The sequence below is a fragment of the Aquimarina hainanensis genome, assembly GCF_042684685.1.
Lineage (GTDB): Bacteria > Bacteroidota > Bacteroidia > Flavobacteriales > Flavobacteriaceae > Aquimarina > Aquimarina hainanensis.
Window position 1 is genome coordinate 155,780 of sequence record NZ_JBHULX010000013.1, and the last position, 18,011, is coordinate 173,790.

The window sequence follows — 18,011 nt, forward strand, 5'->3', positions numbered from 1 at the left end:
TACCCTTATTCGACAAACGTTATATATATAAAATGTCGAATATGAAATATGATGTAGTAACAGAAGCGATGCTTTGGGCATATGTCTCGGGGAATGCAACAGCAGAAGAAATACAGCAGGTAGAAGCATGGAAAACATCCAATGCATATGATGAGGAACTTTTTCAGGAAATAACCGGAATATATAAGAAGACTTCAGTACTTACTACCGCGGATGTGGTTTCGGCAAAAAAGCAGTTTTTTGATGAAGTGCACAAAGAAAAGACATTCAAAAAAAGAAATCTTTATAAGTATGCTGCAGTTTTGATCGTCTTGGTTCTTTCGGGGATGTATGCATTTTTTTACACATCATCAGATGCGATTACTATTACTACGAATTATGGAGAACGAAAAGAAATCAAACTGCCGGAGGGTTCTTTGATTTGGCTAAATGCCTCGAGCACCATCACGTATGATGAGAAAAACCCAAGGGCTATTTATCTAGAAGGAGAAGCTTTTTTTGAAGTTGCAAAAAATAAAAAAGTTCCCTTTACAGTAGATACTCCGGATCATATCAGAGTAAAAGCACTGGGAACCAGTTTTAATGTGAAGTCCTATGGAAATAAAGCCTATACAGAAACGGTGTTGCTGACAGGTAAAGTAGAAGTAAGCTCAGATAAACATTTTAAAGAAAAGATCCTGATGGATCCGAAAGATAAAGTCACTTTCTATAAAAAAGATAAAAGAATAGAACAAACTGTAGAAAAAACAACCAATACCATTATAGGCTGGAAAGAAGGTAAAATTATATTTAAAAATAAATCGTTTAGAGAAATCGCAACGGACCTAAGTATTCAGTATAATATTAAAATCAACTTTGAAAATGAACAAGTATCCAATTCTAATTTTACGGGAACCTTTGAAGAGAATACATCTATCCAGGAAATATTAGAAACATTGCAACTTATAAAACCGTTTGAATATCAGTCAATGTCTGAAAAAGAGTATGTTATAAAATAAAAGAGTGTGGAGAAACCGCCATTCCTCCACACAGAAAGTCAATAACAAACTCATCACGAGATCAGTATTAATTATCAACTTTTTAAATGTATGAAAATAAAACATTTCATAGGGCTTTTCTATGCCAAAAGTTCTGGAAAAAAACGCGCATTATTAATGAAGCTATCATTATCTATTTATTTGCTGGGTTGCCTTCAACTCATGGCGATAAATACATTTTCACAAGATAAAATATCCTTAGAATTATCCAATGTGCAATTGCACAGTATATTAGAGAAAATAGAAGAACAAACAACCTATAGTTTTGTCTATAATAATGATGAGATAGACGAAAACGAAACCTATAATATCAATGTAGACAATGAATATTTATCAGAAGCATTAAAGCAATTATTCAGGGATACGAGTATACAGTATTCCATACGAAAAAAACATGTGATCTTATCAGGTAAAAAAGATCCAACCAGCAATGGTAATTTTACCATTAGTGGAGGGGTACGAGAAGCAGATACAGGAGAAACCTTGCTAGGAGCAACAATCCTTGTTGTAGGTCAGAATAAAGGAACAGTGTCTAATGAATATGGCTTTTATTCTCTGACATTACCCGAGGGACAATACAAAATTCAGTTTTCATATATAGGTTATGAAAATTACGAAGTAAATGTCGACCTGACTGAAGACAAAAAAATGAATGTAGATTTAAAAATAGCTTCTAATGCATTAGATGAGGTGGTTATTACATCCCCCGAAATCCCTAGTAAGAGTCAGGTAGCTACTATACATTCAGGAGTGTCAACACTAAAGGCGAGAGAAATCAAGAAAATTCCGGCTTTATTAGGAGAGGCAGATGTAACCCGGGCGATTCTAACACAGCCGGGAGTAAGTACCGTTGGAGAAGGAGCTACTGGTTTTAATGTTAGGGGAGGAAATATCGATCAGAATTTAATTCTGTTAGATGAAGCACCTGTGTATAGTTCTTCTCATGTATGGGGATTGTTCTCTGTGTTTAATACAGATGCTATCAAAGATATAAAGCTTTATAAAGGGGGAATTCCTTCGCGGTATGGAGGAAGAGCATCTTCTGTATTAGCGATACGTCAAAAAGAAGGAAGTAATAAAAAATTCAAAGGAGAAGGAGGACTGGGATTACTATTTTCCAGATTGACTCTCGAAGGTCCTATAAAAAAAGAAAAGCTGAGCTTTTTAGTGTCAGGAAGACGTTCTTATTTTGATTTGTTTTTTCCTTTGATGGGAGATGATATCAAGAATAGTAAGGTGTATTTCTATGATCTGAATACTAAGATATCCTGGGATATAAATGAGAATAATAAACTATTTGCTTCCGGATATTTTGGAGCAGATGTGATGAAGTTAAAATTCGATGAAGAAAAGAATGAAGATGGAACTGTAGAAGAGCAGTCGCAAGATATCGATTTTCAATGGAAAAATGCTACAGCAACATTGCGATGGAATCATATTTTTTCTAATAAGTTATTCATGAATGTTTCAGGAATTTACAGTCGATATGATTATAGCCTGGATTCTGATAATGAAGCAGGAGGAGGTGCAGGAAGTACAGGAGCATTTAAGTGGACATCTTCTGTAGAGAATTGGATTTTTAAACCTGATTTTACTTTTTTTCAAAATGTAGATACACAAATCAGATTTGGAGTTAATGGGACATTATATCAATTTACTCCAGCAAAGGTGGAGGTAGATGAAGATGGATTGAATGAGATTAGTTTTCAAAAAGAAAAAGGACTGGAAATTGCTCCATATGCCGAGTATGAAAGAAAATGGGGCGTATTTTCTCTTAATGCGGGAATTCGTTATTCCTGGTTTGGGAATTTAGGGCCTTATGATGTAGCAAGTTATGATCCTGATTTTCCAAAATCAGCTACCACCATTACAGGAGTGACAACCTATAAAAAAGGAGAAATTATAGAGGATTTTTCAGGATGGGAACCCAGACTTTCCTTGAAATGGGATATAAAAGACAATGCAGCGGTAAAAGTAGGGTATAACCGAATGTTTCAATATGTACATTTAATCTCTAATACCAGTGCCGCTCTACCATTTGATATTTGGAAACCTTCCGGACCTTTTATAAAACCCTTAGAAGTAAATCAGGTATCAGCAGGGTATGCATATGACACACGCGACCGGGTGTACAATTTTTCTGTAGAAGGGTATTATAAAGATTTTAACAATATTGTAGAGTATAAAAACGGAGCAGATCTGTTTTTGAATGAAAATTTAGAGACCCAACTGCTTACGGGAGAAGGATATTCTTTCGGAACCGAGTTCGGAGTGTATAAAAATAGAGGGAAGTTAACAGGGAACCTTAATTATACATACTCAGAAACCAGAAGAAAAACAAAGAGTGAATTTGCGTCTGAAAATATTAATGATGGAAAGTTTTACCCATCTAATTACGATAAACCACATATGCTGAATATGACAGCAAATTACAAATTAGGAGAAAAATGGACGTTAGGAACATTTTTTACCTATCAAACCGGAAGACCTACTACCAGACCGACAGGAAGGCTAGTGCATAATGGAACTCCTTACCTGACATATTCGAGCCGTAATGCTTTTAGAATATCAGATACCCACAGACTGGATATTTCATTTACCTATGCTCCGAAGCATACCGATAAAAGATGGAAAAGCAGCTGGTCATTCGGGGTGTATAATGTATATGCTAATAAAAACGCATTTTCAGAGTATTCTACATTTAAGAACAATAACTTAAAAACGTTTAGATTCTCATTAATAGGAGCACCTATTCCATTTGTTACGTATAATTTTAAATTTTAAGAAACGATGAAGTCATTATATAAACTTATAGCAGTTTTTTTGTTACTAATACTCGTAGGATGTACCAAAGAAATAGAGATAGATTTTGCACATGAACCACAAGTGTTTATTTCCGGGGTATTGCTTAATCAGACCGGAAATGTGAATGTACATATCCAGCGAACAGTTCCTGTAGATGTAGAAACCATAGATCCTGTAAATGATGCAACAGTATCACTATATCAAAAAGATCAAAACGGGGTGGTTTCTTTACTGACCAATAACTTTACAGCGACTAATGGTACGTATACCAGTCTGGAAACCTTGTCTCCGGTATTAAATAATATGTATTGGGTAGAAGTTGAACTAGCAGACGGAACCAACTACAGATCAGCAGAAGAAAGATTAAAACCTCCGGTAGAATTAAAAGAGGTAACCAGAAAAAATGGATTAACCAGAGTGGTGTTTAAAGATCCTGCGGATGATATTAATTTCTATTTAGTGCATTTTTCTTATTCGAATAATGGTCAATTTATATCGGACGAATATTTGGTAGCCAATGATAAGTTATTCGATGGGAATGACCAGGCATTTGTAGAAGATGATGATGATACAGGGAATTATGTGACCGTGACGGTGTATAATATCAATTTTCAGACCTATCAGTTTCACTTAAATGCCCTTTTGCAGAGAGAAGATCAGATCGACGAAGGAGATGATGATGATGATGACTCCGGAGATCCTGGAAGGTTATTTTCTTCCCCACCAGCACATCTGATCGGTAATATTATTAACGTAGAAACAAACAAAGCAGCCTTGGGATATTTCGGAATTTCCAGTGTGAGTTCTATAGAAGGTTCGCTCTGATTACAATAAATGGTTGTTTATTATGGCAGGGGAGATTTAAGGGTCTAGAAATCAAGCCTGCCGCCAGAAAAAGGTTGTGTAAAAACAGCCTTTTTCTTTTTTGTAAAGTTTGTGTTCAACTACAAAGTACAATGTTATTCAACCTGTACAGGAAGTTCCATATGAAATTCATTGGCATCTTCCCCTGTAATTCGAAAACCGAATCGTTGATATAACGCTTGGGCAGGGTTTGACTTAAGTACCGTCAGTTTTATTTGTTTTTTCTTCTGTGCCGATTGTTGTTTTAAAAAAGATAGTACTTTTCTTCCAATACCTTTTCCTTGAAGATCAGGGGTTATTTGTAGCTGGAGGAGTTGTATTTCTTTTTTAGTTTCACAATATTTTACAAGCCCTATCGGACCTGTTTTAAAGAGAATGATATAGGCAACTTCAAAATGAAAACGTATCCGATTCAGATGCTGTTCTTCTGATAAGAAGAGGTGTTGATTTTCTAAATGAGGAACCATTGTTTCTTTTCTGAGGTTCAGTAAAAAATCAATATCTGCTTCTGTCGCTTTTCTATATGAAATCTCCATGTAATATAATAAGTCTGTAAAATACGATGAATTCTACAATTTTTTTTAAAAAGAAGACCTTTCTTTTCCGAAAGGTCTTCTTGAACTACGACAAATCCAAGATAAACTTAAACAAAGTGCATCAGATTACGAATTATGACCTAATAAGAATTCTTTAATCGGATAGTTCCCTGTCGGGATCATGTATATGCCATACTTTGGCGCGGGGATTTATACGAATATTATCGTAGCATAAAGGTTTTGGAAAGTAGTAATCTTCCGGAAGTGTATCTTTCCAGTAAAATCCATTATTTCTATTTGTGTGAAGAGAAAGTTTTTTTATCATTGGAATTCATTATCAGTTACTACAAAATCCAAAACCAATTTTTTTTAGAATTTATAGGCTGGAGATCATCGAAGAGTTACTTGCAATTGAAAAATAACCTAATTGATAATTTAGCATATCTCCAGCACCATAAATTCTGTCTGCCCGATACGGTTGAATACCAGGGCAACCACCCGTTGTGTCTTCTTTACGATTGTTATCTGTTACAATAGTAAAATATGGGGCTTATTCCCGACCTTTTTAAGAGTTTGTGTAGAGACCTCGTTACTTATTGCTATCAGCCCATCATTTTTTTTGTAAATAAAATAGGTAGCCCCTTCCAGAGAGAATCTGTTGAGATATTGTTGCATGTTAAATGAAGGAGATAAGCGCGTTGACTCTATTAAAAAGGTCGTATAGTTTATTTGATTGTTATTGGGAAGTATAACGATCACATATAGCAGTGATACCACTATAAGGAATAGTATCTTGTTTTTCATGATTTGTGTTTGTGTTAAAGTAGTTAGCTTTTGAGTTAGCAAGTACAGAAAAAAAACAAAGGAGGGCAATAAAGAGACGTCCTAAAACATGATTATGGACAGCTCATAAATTGATTTAAGACATGTTAACTGTCTCTTTATTAGGGTTTTTTAAGCTTGATACATAATCGGAAGGGGAAATGCCGACCATTTCTTTAAAGTTTTTATAAAAAGAAGCCCGGGAGTTAAAACCAACCTCATGAGCAATTGCTGCAATACTATATTTCTGATATTTCTCCAACCCTATCAATGTTTTAAACTCTTCAATTCGGTAATAGTTGACATAATTGTTGAAATTTTTATGTTCTACTGTATTAATTGCTTTGGATATTAACCGCTCTGGGATATGGATTTCTTTAGAAAAATTTTTTAGGTTGATAGAGGGATTCAGATAGGATTTGTGTGTTTTGAGATGTGCATCAATAGTCTGGAATATATGTTCTAATTCTTCCTTCTCATCCCCTTCTTTGCTGATTGTTTTCTTATCCGGGGTAGTCATATTGATAATGTTTATTTGTACAAGACTCGCAATAGTAATGTAGTATAAAGATAAAAGAGAGAAAGACTGATAGAGAACAAACATAATGTTGCTCTCTGGAAGAAAGAAAAACCGAATAGTGGTAATGAAATTAAAAACAATACAGATAAAACAAAAAATGGTCAGCCATAACAAGGATTTGTATTTAATGTCTTTGTAGAAATGTGGAAGCTGTATCCTGTGGAGTTTGTTAATTTTGATAATTAAAACACACATAATTAAGATGTAAATAGTAGCAGAAATACTGTAGAGCTCCATAAACTTGATCGCCAGGAGTATTTCATGAAAATCTGGGTTAAAACTTACAATAACACAAAAGATAGAGAATACTAAGAATTCTATTATAGCGGGAATGTAGTGAAGGCGTTCTTTCTCCAGATAGACCCCTGTAGTTCTAATAGCATAAGAGTATAGTAAGGTCATGCTTAGGAAGTTAAGTTTAAGAGGGTTGTAATAAATGGCTGGATGCTTTACTTCCTGAAATATAATAACCTTAAAGGTGTAGATAAAAATGGTAAAAAAGAACATCGCTAAATAACGGTTTATCTTTCTTTTTTTTGAATTGTAAAAAAACAAAATAAACGAAATAAGCAACGATTGTACACAACTGATGATATAGTATGAATATAAAGTATCCATAGGGTAATAGAACTAAAAAACGATAATGTAACCATATAGGAAAGCGAATCCCGATAAGGCGACATTAACAGGGTTATTATAGAAATTAGGTGTTTTTTTACAAGAAAGAAACGGATTTCTGATGGTGCTGATTCATATTTTTTTAGGTTAGTAGTTGATTATCAATATAATTAATAACTCTAAAAAAGAGAAATATTATTAAGAAAATCAATTTTTTTCACAAAAAATGAATATTTACCATCAAAAAGAAGCGTTTTTTCTTCTCGAGTTACAGCTCCAATAGGGAAGGAATCATTTCTTGATTTGTGATAGGGCTTTTTTGGTATTGCAATGTCCATCCCAGAGAGTTCGTCAGGATATATATTTTTTGAAGTTCACTGATGAGTCGGTTACTAGCGTTTTTGACCAGAGAAGAATGTTTTATCTTCTGCTGAAGCTGTTGGTGGACCTTTTTTCTGATGATATTGTGATCTGATGCAGTAAATTGATTAAAGAAATCCTCTTCCAGATTGTGATAATCGATGGTCGGGTTGATATTAATTTCAGCTTCTGGAATCTCAGTGATAATAACAGTTTTTGTTTCAGGAAGTATTTGGTGTTTGATTTTTTTTAAATCATACGAAATGCTGACAGCCGCATTGACTACAACAATCGCTTTTTTTTCTGCAGTTAGAAAATCCAGGTAGAATTTTTTAGCATCCTTATATGTAATCACCTCAGAAAAGTTTCCTTCGGTAACAATTAATTTACCAACTTGTTGGATTTGATTAAGAATGAGTTCAGAAGAGGCAATTTCTGTTTTTTGTGCATCAGAACGAGTAATAAAATACTGTATACTGATAAAAATAAAAGCAGCAAGAAAGATTCCTAAAAAGAAATTACGCATACGGTCGATTCTGGTTCGGCATTAAAAATACGTAAAAAAAATACAGGGGTTTTGATAAATAAAGAAAACTTTATCAGCCGACTAGAAGAAGAGAAATCTTCTTTTTTGAACACAACAGATAAAGTTTTCTGTAAAATTAAAGATGCTATTTGTTGAGCTGAGGAGGGTATTTTTTCATTACCTCAGAAACAATACAGTTAATATTTTCTTGTTTTCTGTCTACATTCTTAGTTAATGCTGCGGTTCCCATTCCCTGCCATACCAATTCTTTCTTTTTGGCATCGATAAGGTCTATATACAATGTTCCTTCTGTAGATCTGGAAACTGTGCTGTAATTAGGTCCCCAGTAAAAAGGAGTCCATCCCCAACCGTATCCCCAGCCAAAATTGTTTTGGTAGATGTTAATATTTTCTTTGGTTTTTGTAAATATACTCACCAGCAAATCCGGGTTTTGAGATTTGACAAATCCCTTGGCAGTCATATCTGCCTCTATAGCCCGTAAAATGCGTTTTTTATCTAAGTCGCTGATCTCAGCTTTGTCAATTCCTGGTTTATAAAAAGCAAAGCTCTTGTAGTTATCAAAATTGGCGTTCTTATCATAATCAGAAGCTACCCGTACACTAGAGCAGGAGCTAAGCATTATAATAAGGATCAGAGAAGCTAATGATGTAAATTTCATAATCCTTAATTTTAAAATGTTCGACAAATTCTTATGAGAAAAAACTCACAAAAACCATACCGATTCTATAAGAGCTACTTATTTCCTGGTATACTGATTTGTTTTTTTGTCATACCCATAGGGGCAATGCCGACACCCACTCTCACAACAGTACCCTCTTCTCAGATGATATTGTTCGGTAAAACACCTATATCCTTCAGGAGTAAGGTAGTAGTCCCCTTCGATAGGTTTTAGATTCTTTTTTAAGCGATTCATCGATACAAAAATACTATATTGCATCCATATGCTAATAATCGTTAATAAATATTTGATCGGAAGGCATTTTGCAGGAATTGTTTTATGGCCATTTATTGTAATAAAAGATTCAACCCTAAAAGAAGACGAAATCTTTATTAATCATGAGAAAATCCATCTGAGACAACAAGTAGAATTACTGGTTGTTCCTTTTTATATTTTATACCTGTCAGAATACCTGATAAGATGGGTACAGTATCGAAATTCAGATAAAGCATATCGCAATATTTCCTTTGAGAGAGAAGCCTATTGTAATGAACATGATCTTTCCTATTTGAAAAACCGAAAAACCTGGAGTTTTATTAAGTACTTATAATTTATGAGTTTATTTTCTGCTTCAAATGTATACGCTCAGAATCAGGAGATCATTCACCCGATATTAGAGAAGCATCAGGTGCGTGTATTCATCAAGCGGGAGGATTTGTTACATAAAGAAGTATCGGGGAATAAATTCAGAAAACTAAAATATAATTTACTGAGAGCAAAAGAAAGAGGAATCAGTACAGTTCTTACTTTTGGAGGCGCATACAGTAATCATATAGCAGCCACAGCCGCTGCAGGTAAGTTGTTAGGAATAAAAACTATAGGGGTTATTCGGGGAGATGAGTTAGGAAAAGATGTTTCAAAAACTTTAAAAGGAAATGAAACGCTGCGATTCGCTTCCATGGCAGGAATGACATTTAATTTTATTAGCCGGTCACAGTATAAAGAAAAAACAACAGAGGAGTTTCTAAACCAATTACAAGCAGTGTATGGGGATTGTTTTATTATTCCTGAAGGAGGAACCAATGCATTGGCTGTCAAAGGGTGCGAAGAAATCCTCAGTGAAGCAGATAAACAACATGATATCGTTTGTTGTGCAGTAGGGACAGGAGGGACCATTTCAGGAATTGTCAATAGTAGTTCTTTAACACAGCAGGTTTTGGGATTTCCCGCATTAAAAGGCGACTTCTTAGCAGAAGAAATAAAAAAATATACCTCAAAAACCAATTGGGAACTTGTTAATGAATATCATTTTGGAGGGTATGGAAAAGTAAATGGAACACTAATTGAGTTTATTAATACGTTTACTAAAGAACAGAAGATTGTATTAGATCCTGTGTATACGGCTAAGATGATTTTTGGGATTTTTGATAAGGTAGAAAAAGGGCATTTTATTAAAAATACTCGTATTTTAGCCATTCATACCGGAGGTCTGCAAGGGATTGCCGGAATGAATAAAAAGTTATTGAAAAAAAAGATGCCCCTGATTGAAATATAATAATACATGAGGAAGATTGTTTTGCTAATAGGAATCACAGTAGCGCTTGTTTCCTGCGGAGGAAGTAAAAAAGCAGTGACCACCAAAAAACCAACCATACCCAAACAAGTAACTAAAGTACCGAATACGAAAAAAGAAGTAGTAGTTCCCAGGGTAGAAAAGAAAGAAACTGCGCCTCCCGCTACCTATAAAGATAAAATTGTGCTGTATATAGCCAACTATGAGGAAATTGCAAGACATGAAATGGAAACCTATGGAATTCCTGCCAGTATCACTTTGGCACAAGGAATACTAGAATCGGGAGCAGGCTATGGAATGTTGACCAAAAGAGCCAATAATCATTTTGGGATTAAATGTCATGATTGGGAAGGGGAGAGCGTTTATCACGATGATGATCGCTTGCAAGAATGTTTCAGGAAATATGACCACGCAGGACAGTCATTCAGAGACCATTCCCTGTTTTTGAAAAACAGAAAGCGTTATGCCAAACTTTTTACATATAAGCAAGATGATTATAAAGCTTGGGCATATGGATTAAAAGCTGCAGGATATGCCACTGATAAAAAATATCCCGTAAAACTGATTAGTATTATAGAGCGATACAACTTAGCTAAGTACGATAGAGAAGTGCTTTCTAAAACAAAATCAAGGGCTGTAAGAAAAGAACCAACAGTCATAAAAGAAGAAGTAGCACCCCCTGTTCCTGTTGTAGAAAAGTCAGAAGAAGAAATACAGGCAACATCCAGAAAAAATAGCCGAATTCAAGTAGATACGAATACAGAGATAGAAACGGAAAAAGGAAAGGTCTATGTAGTAAAAAAAGGAGACACCCTGTATTCGATTTCACGAAAGTACAATATCAAAGTAGCGCAACTTAAAAGTTATAATAATCTTACAGACAATACCATCTCTATCGGACAGGAATTAATAGTCAAACCGGATGGAGATACAAATGAATTTTAATCATCTATGATTTACAAAAGAAGTAGTGCATTATTTGTCGAGGCACAGAAAGTAATACCAGGAGGTGTAAACTCTCCTGTACGAGCATTTAAAGCAGTTGGAGGAGACCCTATCTTTGTCAAAGAAGCCAAAGGAGCTTATCTATATGATGAAGATGGAAATAAGCTGATTGATTATATCAATTCCTGGGGACCTATGATTTTAGGGCATGCGCATCCGGCTGTAGTAGAAGCTGTAGTAGAAAAAGCAAGAAAAGGAACCAGTTTCGGGATGCCTACTGAAATTGAAACCAAAATTGCAGAACTGGCTGTTTCCATGGTACCGAATATTGATAAGATACGATTCGTGAATTCGGGGACAGAAGCCTGTATGAGCGCAGTGCGTCTCGCCAGAGGATATACCAAACGCGATAAGATAATCAAGTTTGCCGGGTGTTATCATGGCCATAGTGATTCTTTTTTAATTCAGGCTGGAAGTGGTGCTGTGACATTCGGGAGCCCGAATAGTCCAGGCGTAACCGAAGGAACAGCCAAAGATACCCTCCTGGCTCGATATAACGACCTGGAGAATGTACGGCAAATTGTCGAAGCAAATGAAGGAGAAATTGCTTGCATCATTATAGAACCGGTAGCAGGAAATATGGGATGTATTCCCCCTCATACGGGATTTTTAGAAGGGTTGAGAACACTTTGTGATACTCACGGGATTTTATTGATCTTTGATGAGGTAATGACAGGTTTTCGATTGGCAAAAGGAGGAGCGCAAGAACGTTTTGGAATTGCTGCTGATATTGTCACATTTGGAAAAGTAATAGGAGGAGGACTTCCTGTAGGTGCCTTTGCAGCCAGAGAGGAGATTATGAATCATCTGGCACCCTTAGGTCCCGTGTATCAGGCAGGAACATTGAGTGGGAATCCTCTGGCTATGGCAGCAGGTTTAACCATGTTGACATTGCTGGATCAGGAACAGGAAATTTTTGATCGTCTGGAAGAAAAAACAGCCTACCTGCATAAGGGAATAGCTGAGGTATTAGAACGTCATCAAATAATACACACAATTAACAGACTTGGTTCTATGATTTCGGTACACTTTGCCGAAGGGAAGGTTGTCGATTTTGAAACAGCAGCAGCAGCGAATAATGATACTTTCAAAAAGTTTTTCCATGGCTTATTAGAGGAAGGAGTATATATTGCTCCCAGCGCTTTTGAAACCTGGTTTATTACAGATGCATTGAGTTATGAAGACCTTGATGCTACAATACAGGCAATCGAAGTAGTCGCTCAAAAATTATAAGGATGGAAAAATTGTTTTCTTATGGAACCTTGCAATTAGAAAAAGTGCAACTGGATACTTTTGGAAGACGGTTAACTGGTACTAAAGAAGTATTGACTAACTACCGAATAGAAACGGTAAAAATAACAGATGAGGCAGTTATTGCTTCTAGTGGAATAGATGAACATCTGATTCTAAAACATTCCGGGCAAGCTTCTGATACGGTAGAAGGAACCCTGTATGAGATTACAGAAGAAGAGCTAAAGCATGCAGATGCGTACGAAGTAGACGATTATACACGTGTCAAAGTTTCTTTTCGTTCGGGAAAAGAAGGTTGGGTGTATATAGGAGCATAATCTACTCAAAAAATAAAAATCACCGCTGTTGCCTTTGCCTCAGCGGTGATTTTTTTATATCGTATTTTTTCGGGTTGCTATTAGTTGCAAGGTTGTTTCGTATATAGAACGATGGTCGATCTTAGATCGTAACCAGGCATAAAAACTCATGACAAAAATATCTATCTGCCCGGTATCTTCTAAGGAGAATGAAGCGTTTACCATAGTGCTAAAAGCTTCTGAAGGAATTTTTTCGGGATGCATGTGGATAAAAGTGATCAGTTTTACAAATTCTAAAATATGGTGCTCCTGATGTTTTTTTAAATATGGGAGGTATTTTTTCTTAAAACTGGTAAGTCTGGAAGAGACCAGCTCAATATTAGCTAATTCGATATGTAGTAAAATTTCGATCAAGCTCTTTTTTAAGACCCAAAGAATTCCTGTTTTTTCAATATACCAATGATCACTGTGATAAAACTCCTGAAAAATACGCAGCGCTTTTTTGAGTTCATATTGCTGAAAATAACACACCACCAATGTCAGTTTAATATCGAGAAGATAGACCAACTGATCTTTATATTTCCGTTCGTCAATACACTCCAGTGTTTGGATAGCATCTAGAGGCTTGTCAGTATAATTGAGGGTTAGCCCTCGTAACAATATATATTGCGGATAAAATCTTTTGTAAAACTTTTTTTGTTGTAGCAGCATCTTTTCATGCATGCTATCCAGATAGGTGAAGGAGCCTGTGAAATTTCTGTTTCTGAAATAGGAATTAGCGACATAATATAGGATTTGTATGTGGTAAAATAAGTGTTTTAACCGGGTTTCTTTTTGAGGAGAAATTTGCTGGTATACTTTTTCTATAAATGGAAGCATCACATGGTGCTGCATGGTTGCATTAGCAGCGATGTTGGAGATTTCCATGATTTTATATAGGGATCTGTAACTCATTGTATCAGCAGAAAACCCAAATTGTGCTAAACTGTCGATAATTGCCTGAGTAGCATCTTTCTCCCGGGTTTGAAGAATGTTCTGTACCGTAGCATAGAAGATATTCAGACGTTCTTCCTGCTGTAATAACTGTTGATTTTTTGTATAATCGTTTATAATGTCTGATAATAAAACATCCGGTAGATGATGTGCGTGTTGTATCAGGGTGTAATACATTTCATTGAGAATACTGTATTGATCGTGTTGCTGCGCTTTTAGAAGCCCCTTGTTTATTGTTTTAAGACCGGTTTTGTATTTTTTTTGTTCAAAAAATATCCTGCTGGCGAGTAATAATTTCAAGGTCTCCATTTCTTCAGAACTTTCTTTGTCAAAACTCTTGGCAGCTATAAAATCAATTAATCGGTCATGAAGTCTTTTGCAGAGGGCGTGATAAGCTCCTTTGGCAGGTTTTCCGTATAAAATAATATCTGGGTTTTTGAGACGCTCGGTAGTATCCAATAACTTGAATAATGCCAGATTTCGTGTGTCGTTTCGTTTGTTCTTCTGTTTTAGATGAGAGATGAAGTTCCGCTTTTCTTCGGGAGAAAGGGTTGCTATGATAGACGAAATCACATTCATTATATCGTAAGTTATTTATTATATAAATACTATAAAATAAGTAATATTTTATTTTTTGTATACTAATATATCATAAGTTTTTTGAATATATGGAATTTATTTATTCATAGGCTAGCCACATCTTTGTACCGATCATTAATAACAAATAAGAATCATCAAAAACAATTAATTATGGAATATAAGTTTAGTAATGATACGACAACAGAAGAGATCGTTAAAGACGAGAATAAAAAAGAAAAAAATGTACAACGACCTACAGGAGCATTTATAGGAGCTTCGTGGGCTGCCTTAGTAACGGGAGTAACCGCCTTTTGTATAGGGTTGTGGAATGCAGATATGATGTTAAATGAGAAAGGATACTATTTTACGATACTGTTATTCGGGCTATTCTCGGTGATTTCGGTACAGAAGAGTGTGAGGGATCGGTTGGAGGGCGTTCCGGTAACAGACATGTATTATGGAATCAGTTGGTTTGCAACCATTATATCAATTTTATTACTAATTATAGGGTTGTGGAATGCAAGTCTGGAACTGAGCGAAAAAGGATTCTATGGAATGGCATTTACACTTAGTATCTTTTCCGGAATTGCAGTACAGAAGAATACCAGAGATAGAAAATACATAGACAATTTAGAAGCGTACTAGTTATTAGAAGAAGGGGGTGGTTTTTATACTACCTCCTTGTTTTGATGATCAGAAAAGATGGCCGTGTGGCTGCGGCTGTCTTTTTTCAAAACGATATAGAATGATGAATACTACATATAAGACAATGGTCAGTGAATTACTCAGAGAGCATGTAATTTCTGACGAGATCGGAGAGAGAATCATACATTATTATACGTCTAAAAAGATGCAGCAAGCTAATAGGGTGTTGACTATTTTTGCTGTTTTTGGATCATTGCTAATAGGAGCAGGTATTATATTGATGTTGGCACATAACTGGGATCAATTTTCAAAAATAACAAAGATAGGGCTCTCTTTCGCTCCAATGTTTATAGGATATCTATTAGGCGGGTATATATTACTAAAGAAAAAAGGAATAGCCTGGAAGGAATCTATTGCCATTTTTTTGAGCCTGGCTATAGGAAGCAATATAGCAATACTAAGTCAGGTATATCATATAGAAGGGTCAATAGCCTCTTTTTTAATGGGATGGATACTGATGGTACTTCCTTTGCTATATGTGTTTAATTCGCATTCAGTGATGTTGCTCATCTTCGGATTAAATACCTATTACGGAATAGCCTTTGGAAGCTATCGTCCCGAGAGGATCGTACATGCTCCCTGGGCGTATTTAGGGGTATGGATAAGTGTACTGCCATTTTTTATTAAAACGTTACGGCATCAGTTGCAGGAACATATCCGTATAGCATATGGGTGGCTGTTCTCTGTCAGTATGTTGATAACAGCCTGGAATTTCACCTACAATGTAGAAGTCCTTGGCTTTGTTGTGTATATGAGTATGTTTGGTTTATTGTATGCTATAGGGAATCTGGATGTTTTTAGAAAAAATCAGGGGTTCAAAAACGGATCGTTAGCGATAGGGTCAATAGGGACAGTGTTTCTTCTGTTTTTTTTCTCTTTTGAAGGGAGTTGGGAGATGTTTTTAGATACTCACATACTCACTGACAGAAAAAAATGGAATGAAATAGTACATACACGAGAATTTACTGTCATAAGTATCTATAGTGTATTAGGGATTCTTATTGCTGGAATTCAGTCAGTAAAAAAAGGAATCTCGAATATGAGCGTTTTGCATCCTGCTTGCATTCTATTTATAGGAGCATTGGGATATACATTGTATACGGGGAATACCCCCATCATATTGATTAATGGATATTTGTTACTACTGGGAGGATACTTTATAAAAAAAGGAATAGATCAGTATAAATTGGGAATAGCAAATTACGGATTGTTGATTATTAGTAGCTTAATTATATGTCGCTTTTTTGATATAGAAATGACATTTATCCTCAGGGGTGTTGTGTTTATCACGATAGGAATTATTTTGTTTATTACGAATTATTTGCTGCACATCAGGCAAAAGAAAAGAATAGAGAGGTTACAGGAAGATCACCAATCAAGTGAATAAGGAGGAGAAAATCCCTCCATATTGTATGTATTTTTATTAAAAGATTAAAAAATGAAAACTAGTTATGTAATTATTGGATTTGTTAGTATCGCCCTGTTGCAACTGACCATGTCGGCACGGATCATTTGGAAACAGGAAAGAGTATTGGTTACAGGAACAGCTTATAAATTTAAAACAGCCCCTATAGATCCGGTGGATCCTTTTCGGGGTAATTATATCACATTGCGATTCGATGAAAACACTTTTTTTATAAAAAATCACAAGTATAAAAGAGGGGATAAAGTCAGATTATCTTTAAAACAAGATTCGGAAGGGTTTGCTATGGTAACAGCGATTGGTAAGGAAGATCAACCGGTAACACATGATTATATATGGGCAACAGTATCGTATGTGACGGAAGATTTTATTCGATATGATATCCCTTTTAATCGGTTCTATATGGAAGAGGGGAAGGCAAAAGAAGCAGAAATAGCCTATAGGGATACGCATAGATTATGCCCATTAGAGAAGGTATATGCACTGGTGTATGTGAGAGAAGAAACTGCGGTATTGAAGGACGTGTACATTAAAGATATTCCAATAAAAGAATATGTGCTACAGGAAAGGGCCTCCCGTATAAAATAAGGAGATCAAAAAAGGCATAAGAAATCTTATGCCTTTTTTTAGTGTTATATGTACGGTTGCTTTTTAATAAGCTTCTTCTATTTTTACACGCTGATTATCCTGATAAGAGGCAATAAATGCATCTCTGAACCCGAGTTTAAGCAATTCCCTTCTGAATTGCTTTGCTTCTTCCAGGGATTCGAAATTTCCTAAGGCATACTTATTATAGTCCCCACTTCTGATTTCTCTAAAATTGGCAAATCCTTCAGAATATAATGATAGGTCCTTATCTACAAAGGCGCCAATCTGTACGGCATACACTAATGCTCCTTCTAAGGATCCGGCAGTCTCAGAAGCGGCTTCTTCATTTTCTTTAGGGCTGAGTGATAAGGTTTTTACATTTTCTTCTAATTCAGCAATCTTATCATTGAGATCTGCCACTGTATTTTCATGTTTTAGCTTGGAGATTGCATTTTCCGGGGTATTGAAATTTAAAAAATAAATAGTTCCGGCAATACCTAATAATGCGATAATTCCAAGAATGATAGTGGCTATTTTAAACTTTTTTGTTTTGTCTTTTTCGTCCCGTATAGCTTTGGTGTGAATGAAGTTGGTCGCTCGTTTTTCTTCCTTGGCTTCATCTATTTGTACTTGTAGGTTAAGTAGTTCTTCGTCGGTTATAAAAGGCATGGTTTTTATGTCTTAGTTGTTTTCAAATATAGAAGTTTATTGCAGTAAGATAAAATTTATTTGGTATTTATCTGAAAATGAGTATATAAAAAATGTTCGTTT

At 35.4% G+C, this 18,011-nt stretch carries 19 protein-coding genes; 11 read left to right on the plus strand and 8 right to left on the minus strand.

Annotated elements, in window-relative coordinates:
* Positions 1-41 precede the first annotated feature (41 nt).
* The 3 genes from ACFSTE_RS09080 (at position 42) to ACFSTE_RS09090 (ending at position 4,667) form a co-directional block, all read left to right on the plus strand.
* Entirely contained in the window at positions 42-998 is a 957-nt protein-coding gene (locus ACFSTE_RS09080; RefSeq protein WP_378258834.1) for a FecR family protein, read from the plus strand.
* 90 nt (positions 999-1,088) lie between these two features.
* Complete coding sequence (locus ACFSTE_RS09085) at positions 1,089-3,821, plus strand: carboxypeptidase-like regulatory domain-containing protein (protein WP_378258836.1); 2,733 nt, start codon at positions 1,089-1,091, stop codon at positions 3,819-3,821.
* Between the two features lie 6 nt (positions 3,822-3,827).
* Positions 3,828-4,667: a DUF4249 family protein gene (locus ACFSTE_RS09090; RefSeq protein WP_378258838.1), complete on the plus strand. Its 840-nt coding sequence runs from the start codon at positions 3,828-3,830 to the stop codon at positions 4,665-4,667.
* Between the two features lie 134 nt (positions 4,668-4,801).
* Here the strand turns inward: ACFSTE_RS09090 and ACFSTE_RS09095 are convergent, their stop codons facing one another.
* From ACFSTE_RS09095 to ACFSTE_RS09120, 6 genes are all read right to left on the minus strand, one after another.
* Positions 4,802-5,242 carry a GNAT family N-acetyltransferase gene (locus ACFSTE_RS09095; RefSeq protein WP_176027355.1) on the minus strand — a complete coding sequence of 147 codons (441 nt, stop codon included), beginning with the start codon at positions 5,240-5,242 and terminating at the stop codon, positions 4,802-4,804.
* A 528-nt stretch (positions 5,243-5,770) separates the two neighbouring features.
* Positions 5,771-6,046, minus strand: a complete 276-nt coding sequence (locus ACFSTE_RS09100) for a hypothetical protein (protein ID WP_176027354.1) — start codon at positions 6,044-6,046, stop codon at positions 5,771-5,773.
* Between the two features lie 115 nt (positions 6,047-6,161).
* Positions 6,162-7,046, minus strand: coding sequence for a helix-turn-helix domain-containing protein (locus ACFSTE_RS09105; protein ID WP_378298085.1), 885 nt, complete (start codon positions 7,044-7,046; stop codon positions 6,162-6,164).
* Positions 7,047-7,530: 484 nt separating this feature from the next.
* Entirely contained in the window at positions 7,531-8,148 is a 618-nt protein-coding gene (locus ACFSTE_RS09110; RefSeq protein WP_176027352.1) for a DUF4230 domain-containing protein, read from the minus strand.
* A 145-nt stretch (positions 8,149-8,293) separates the two neighbouring features.
* On the minus strand, positions 8,294-8,827 hold the full coding sequence (locus ACFSTE_RS09115) for a DUF4136 domain-containing protein (RefSeq protein WP_176027351.1): 534 nt from the start codon (positions 8,825-8,827) through the stop codon (positions 8,294-8,296).
* Positions 8,828-8,905: 78 nt separating this feature from the next.
* Positions 8,906-9,082 (minus strand): DUF5522 domain-containing protein, encoded by a 177-nt coding sequence (locus ACFSTE_RS09120; protein WP_378253157.1) that lies wholly within the window; start codon positions 9,080-9,082, stop codon positions 8,906-8,908.
* Between the two features lie 28 nt (positions 9,083-9,110).
* Here ACFSTE_RS09120 and ACFSTE_RS09125 point away from each other — a divergent pair, with 28 nt between their 5' ends.
* Genes ACFSTE_RS09125 through ACFSTE_RS09145 form a run of 5 tightly spaced genes read left to right on the plus strand, consistent with a single transcriptional unit; the run spans position 9,111 to position 12,973 of the window.
* Positions 9,111-9,437, plus strand: a complete 327-nt coding sequence (locus ACFSTE_RS09125) for a hypothetical protein (RefSeq protein WP_176027349.1) — start codon at positions 9,111-9,113, stop codon at positions 9,435-9,437.
* Between the two features lie 3 nt (positions 9,438-9,440).
* On the plus strand, positions 9,441-10,382 hold the full coding sequence (locus ACFSTE_RS09130; protein ID WP_176027348.1) for a 1-aminocyclopropane-1-carboxylate deaminase/D-cysteine desulfhydrase: 942 nt from the start codon (positions 9,441-9,443) through the stop codon (positions 10,380-10,382).
* A gap of 6 nt (positions 10,383-10,388) precedes the next feature.
* A complete protein-coding gene (locus ACFSTE_RS09135; protein ID WP_176027347.1) occupies positions 10,389-11,345 on the plus strand; it encodes a glucosaminidase domain-containing protein in 957 nt (318 codons plus the stop codon).
* Between the two features lie 6 nt (positions 11,346-11,351).
* Positions 11,352-12,638 (plus strand): glutamate-1-semialdehyde 2,1-aminomutase, encoded by a 1,287-nt coding sequence (gene hemL / locus ACFSTE_RS09140; protein WP_378253159.1) that lies wholly within the window; start codon positions 11,352-11,354, stop codon positions 12,636-12,638.
* A gap of 2 nt (positions 12,639-12,640) precedes the next feature.
* Entirely contained in the window at positions 12,641-12,973 is a 333-nt protein-coding gene (locus tag ACFSTE_RS09145; protein ID WP_176027345.1) for a gamma-glutamylcyclotransferase family protein, read from the plus strand.
* Positions 12,974-13,027: 54 nt separating this feature from the next.
* Here ACFSTE_RS09145 and ACFSTE_RS09150 read toward each other — a convergent pair whose 3' ends face one another.
* Positions 13,028-14,524 (minus strand): hypothetical protein, encoded by a 1,497-nt coding sequence (locus ACFSTE_RS09150; RefSeq protein ID WP_378258845.1) that lies wholly within the window; start codon positions 14,522-14,524, stop codon positions 13,028-13,030.
* 171 nt (positions 14,525-14,695) lie between these two features.
* Here ACFSTE_RS09150 and yiaA point away from each other — a divergent pair, with 171 nt between their 5' ends.
* The 3 genes from yiaA (at position 14,696) to ACFSTE_RS09165 (ending at position 17,240) form a co-directional block, all read left to right on the plus strand.
* Complete coding sequence (yiaA, locus tag ACFSTE_RS09155) at positions 14,696-15,169, plus strand: inner membrane protein YiaA (protein ID WP_176027343.1); 474 nt, start codon at positions 14,696-14,698, stop codon at positions 15,167-15,169.
* Positions 15,170-15,269: 100 nt separating this feature from the next.
* Positions 15,270-16,616 (plus strand): DUF2157 domain-containing protein, encoded by a 1,347-nt coding sequence (locus ACFSTE_RS09160; RefSeq protein ID WP_378253164.1) that lies wholly within the window; start codon positions 15,270-15,272, stop codon positions 16,614-16,616.
* Between the two features lie 51 nt (positions 16,617-16,667).
* Positions 16,668-17,240 carry a GDYXXLXY domain-containing protein gene (locus ACFSTE_RS09165; RefSeq protein ID WP_378253166.1) on the plus strand — a complete coding sequence of 191 codons (573 nt, stop codon included), beginning with the start codon at positions 16,668-16,670 and terminating at the stop codon, positions 17,238-17,240.
* A 63-nt stretch (positions 17,241-17,303) separates the two neighbouring features.
* On the opposite strand, the gene ACFSTE_RS09170 is transcribed toward ACFSTE_RS09165, so the two are convergent.
* The gene (locus tag ACFSTE_RS09170; RefSeq protein ID WP_176027340.1) at positions 17,304-17,909 is read right to left on the minus strand and encodes an SPOR domain-containing protein; all 606 of its coding nucleotides are present in this window, start codon (positions 17,907-17,909) and stop codon (positions 17,304-17,306) included.
* Between the last annotated feature and the right edge of the window lie 102 nt (positions 17,910-18,011).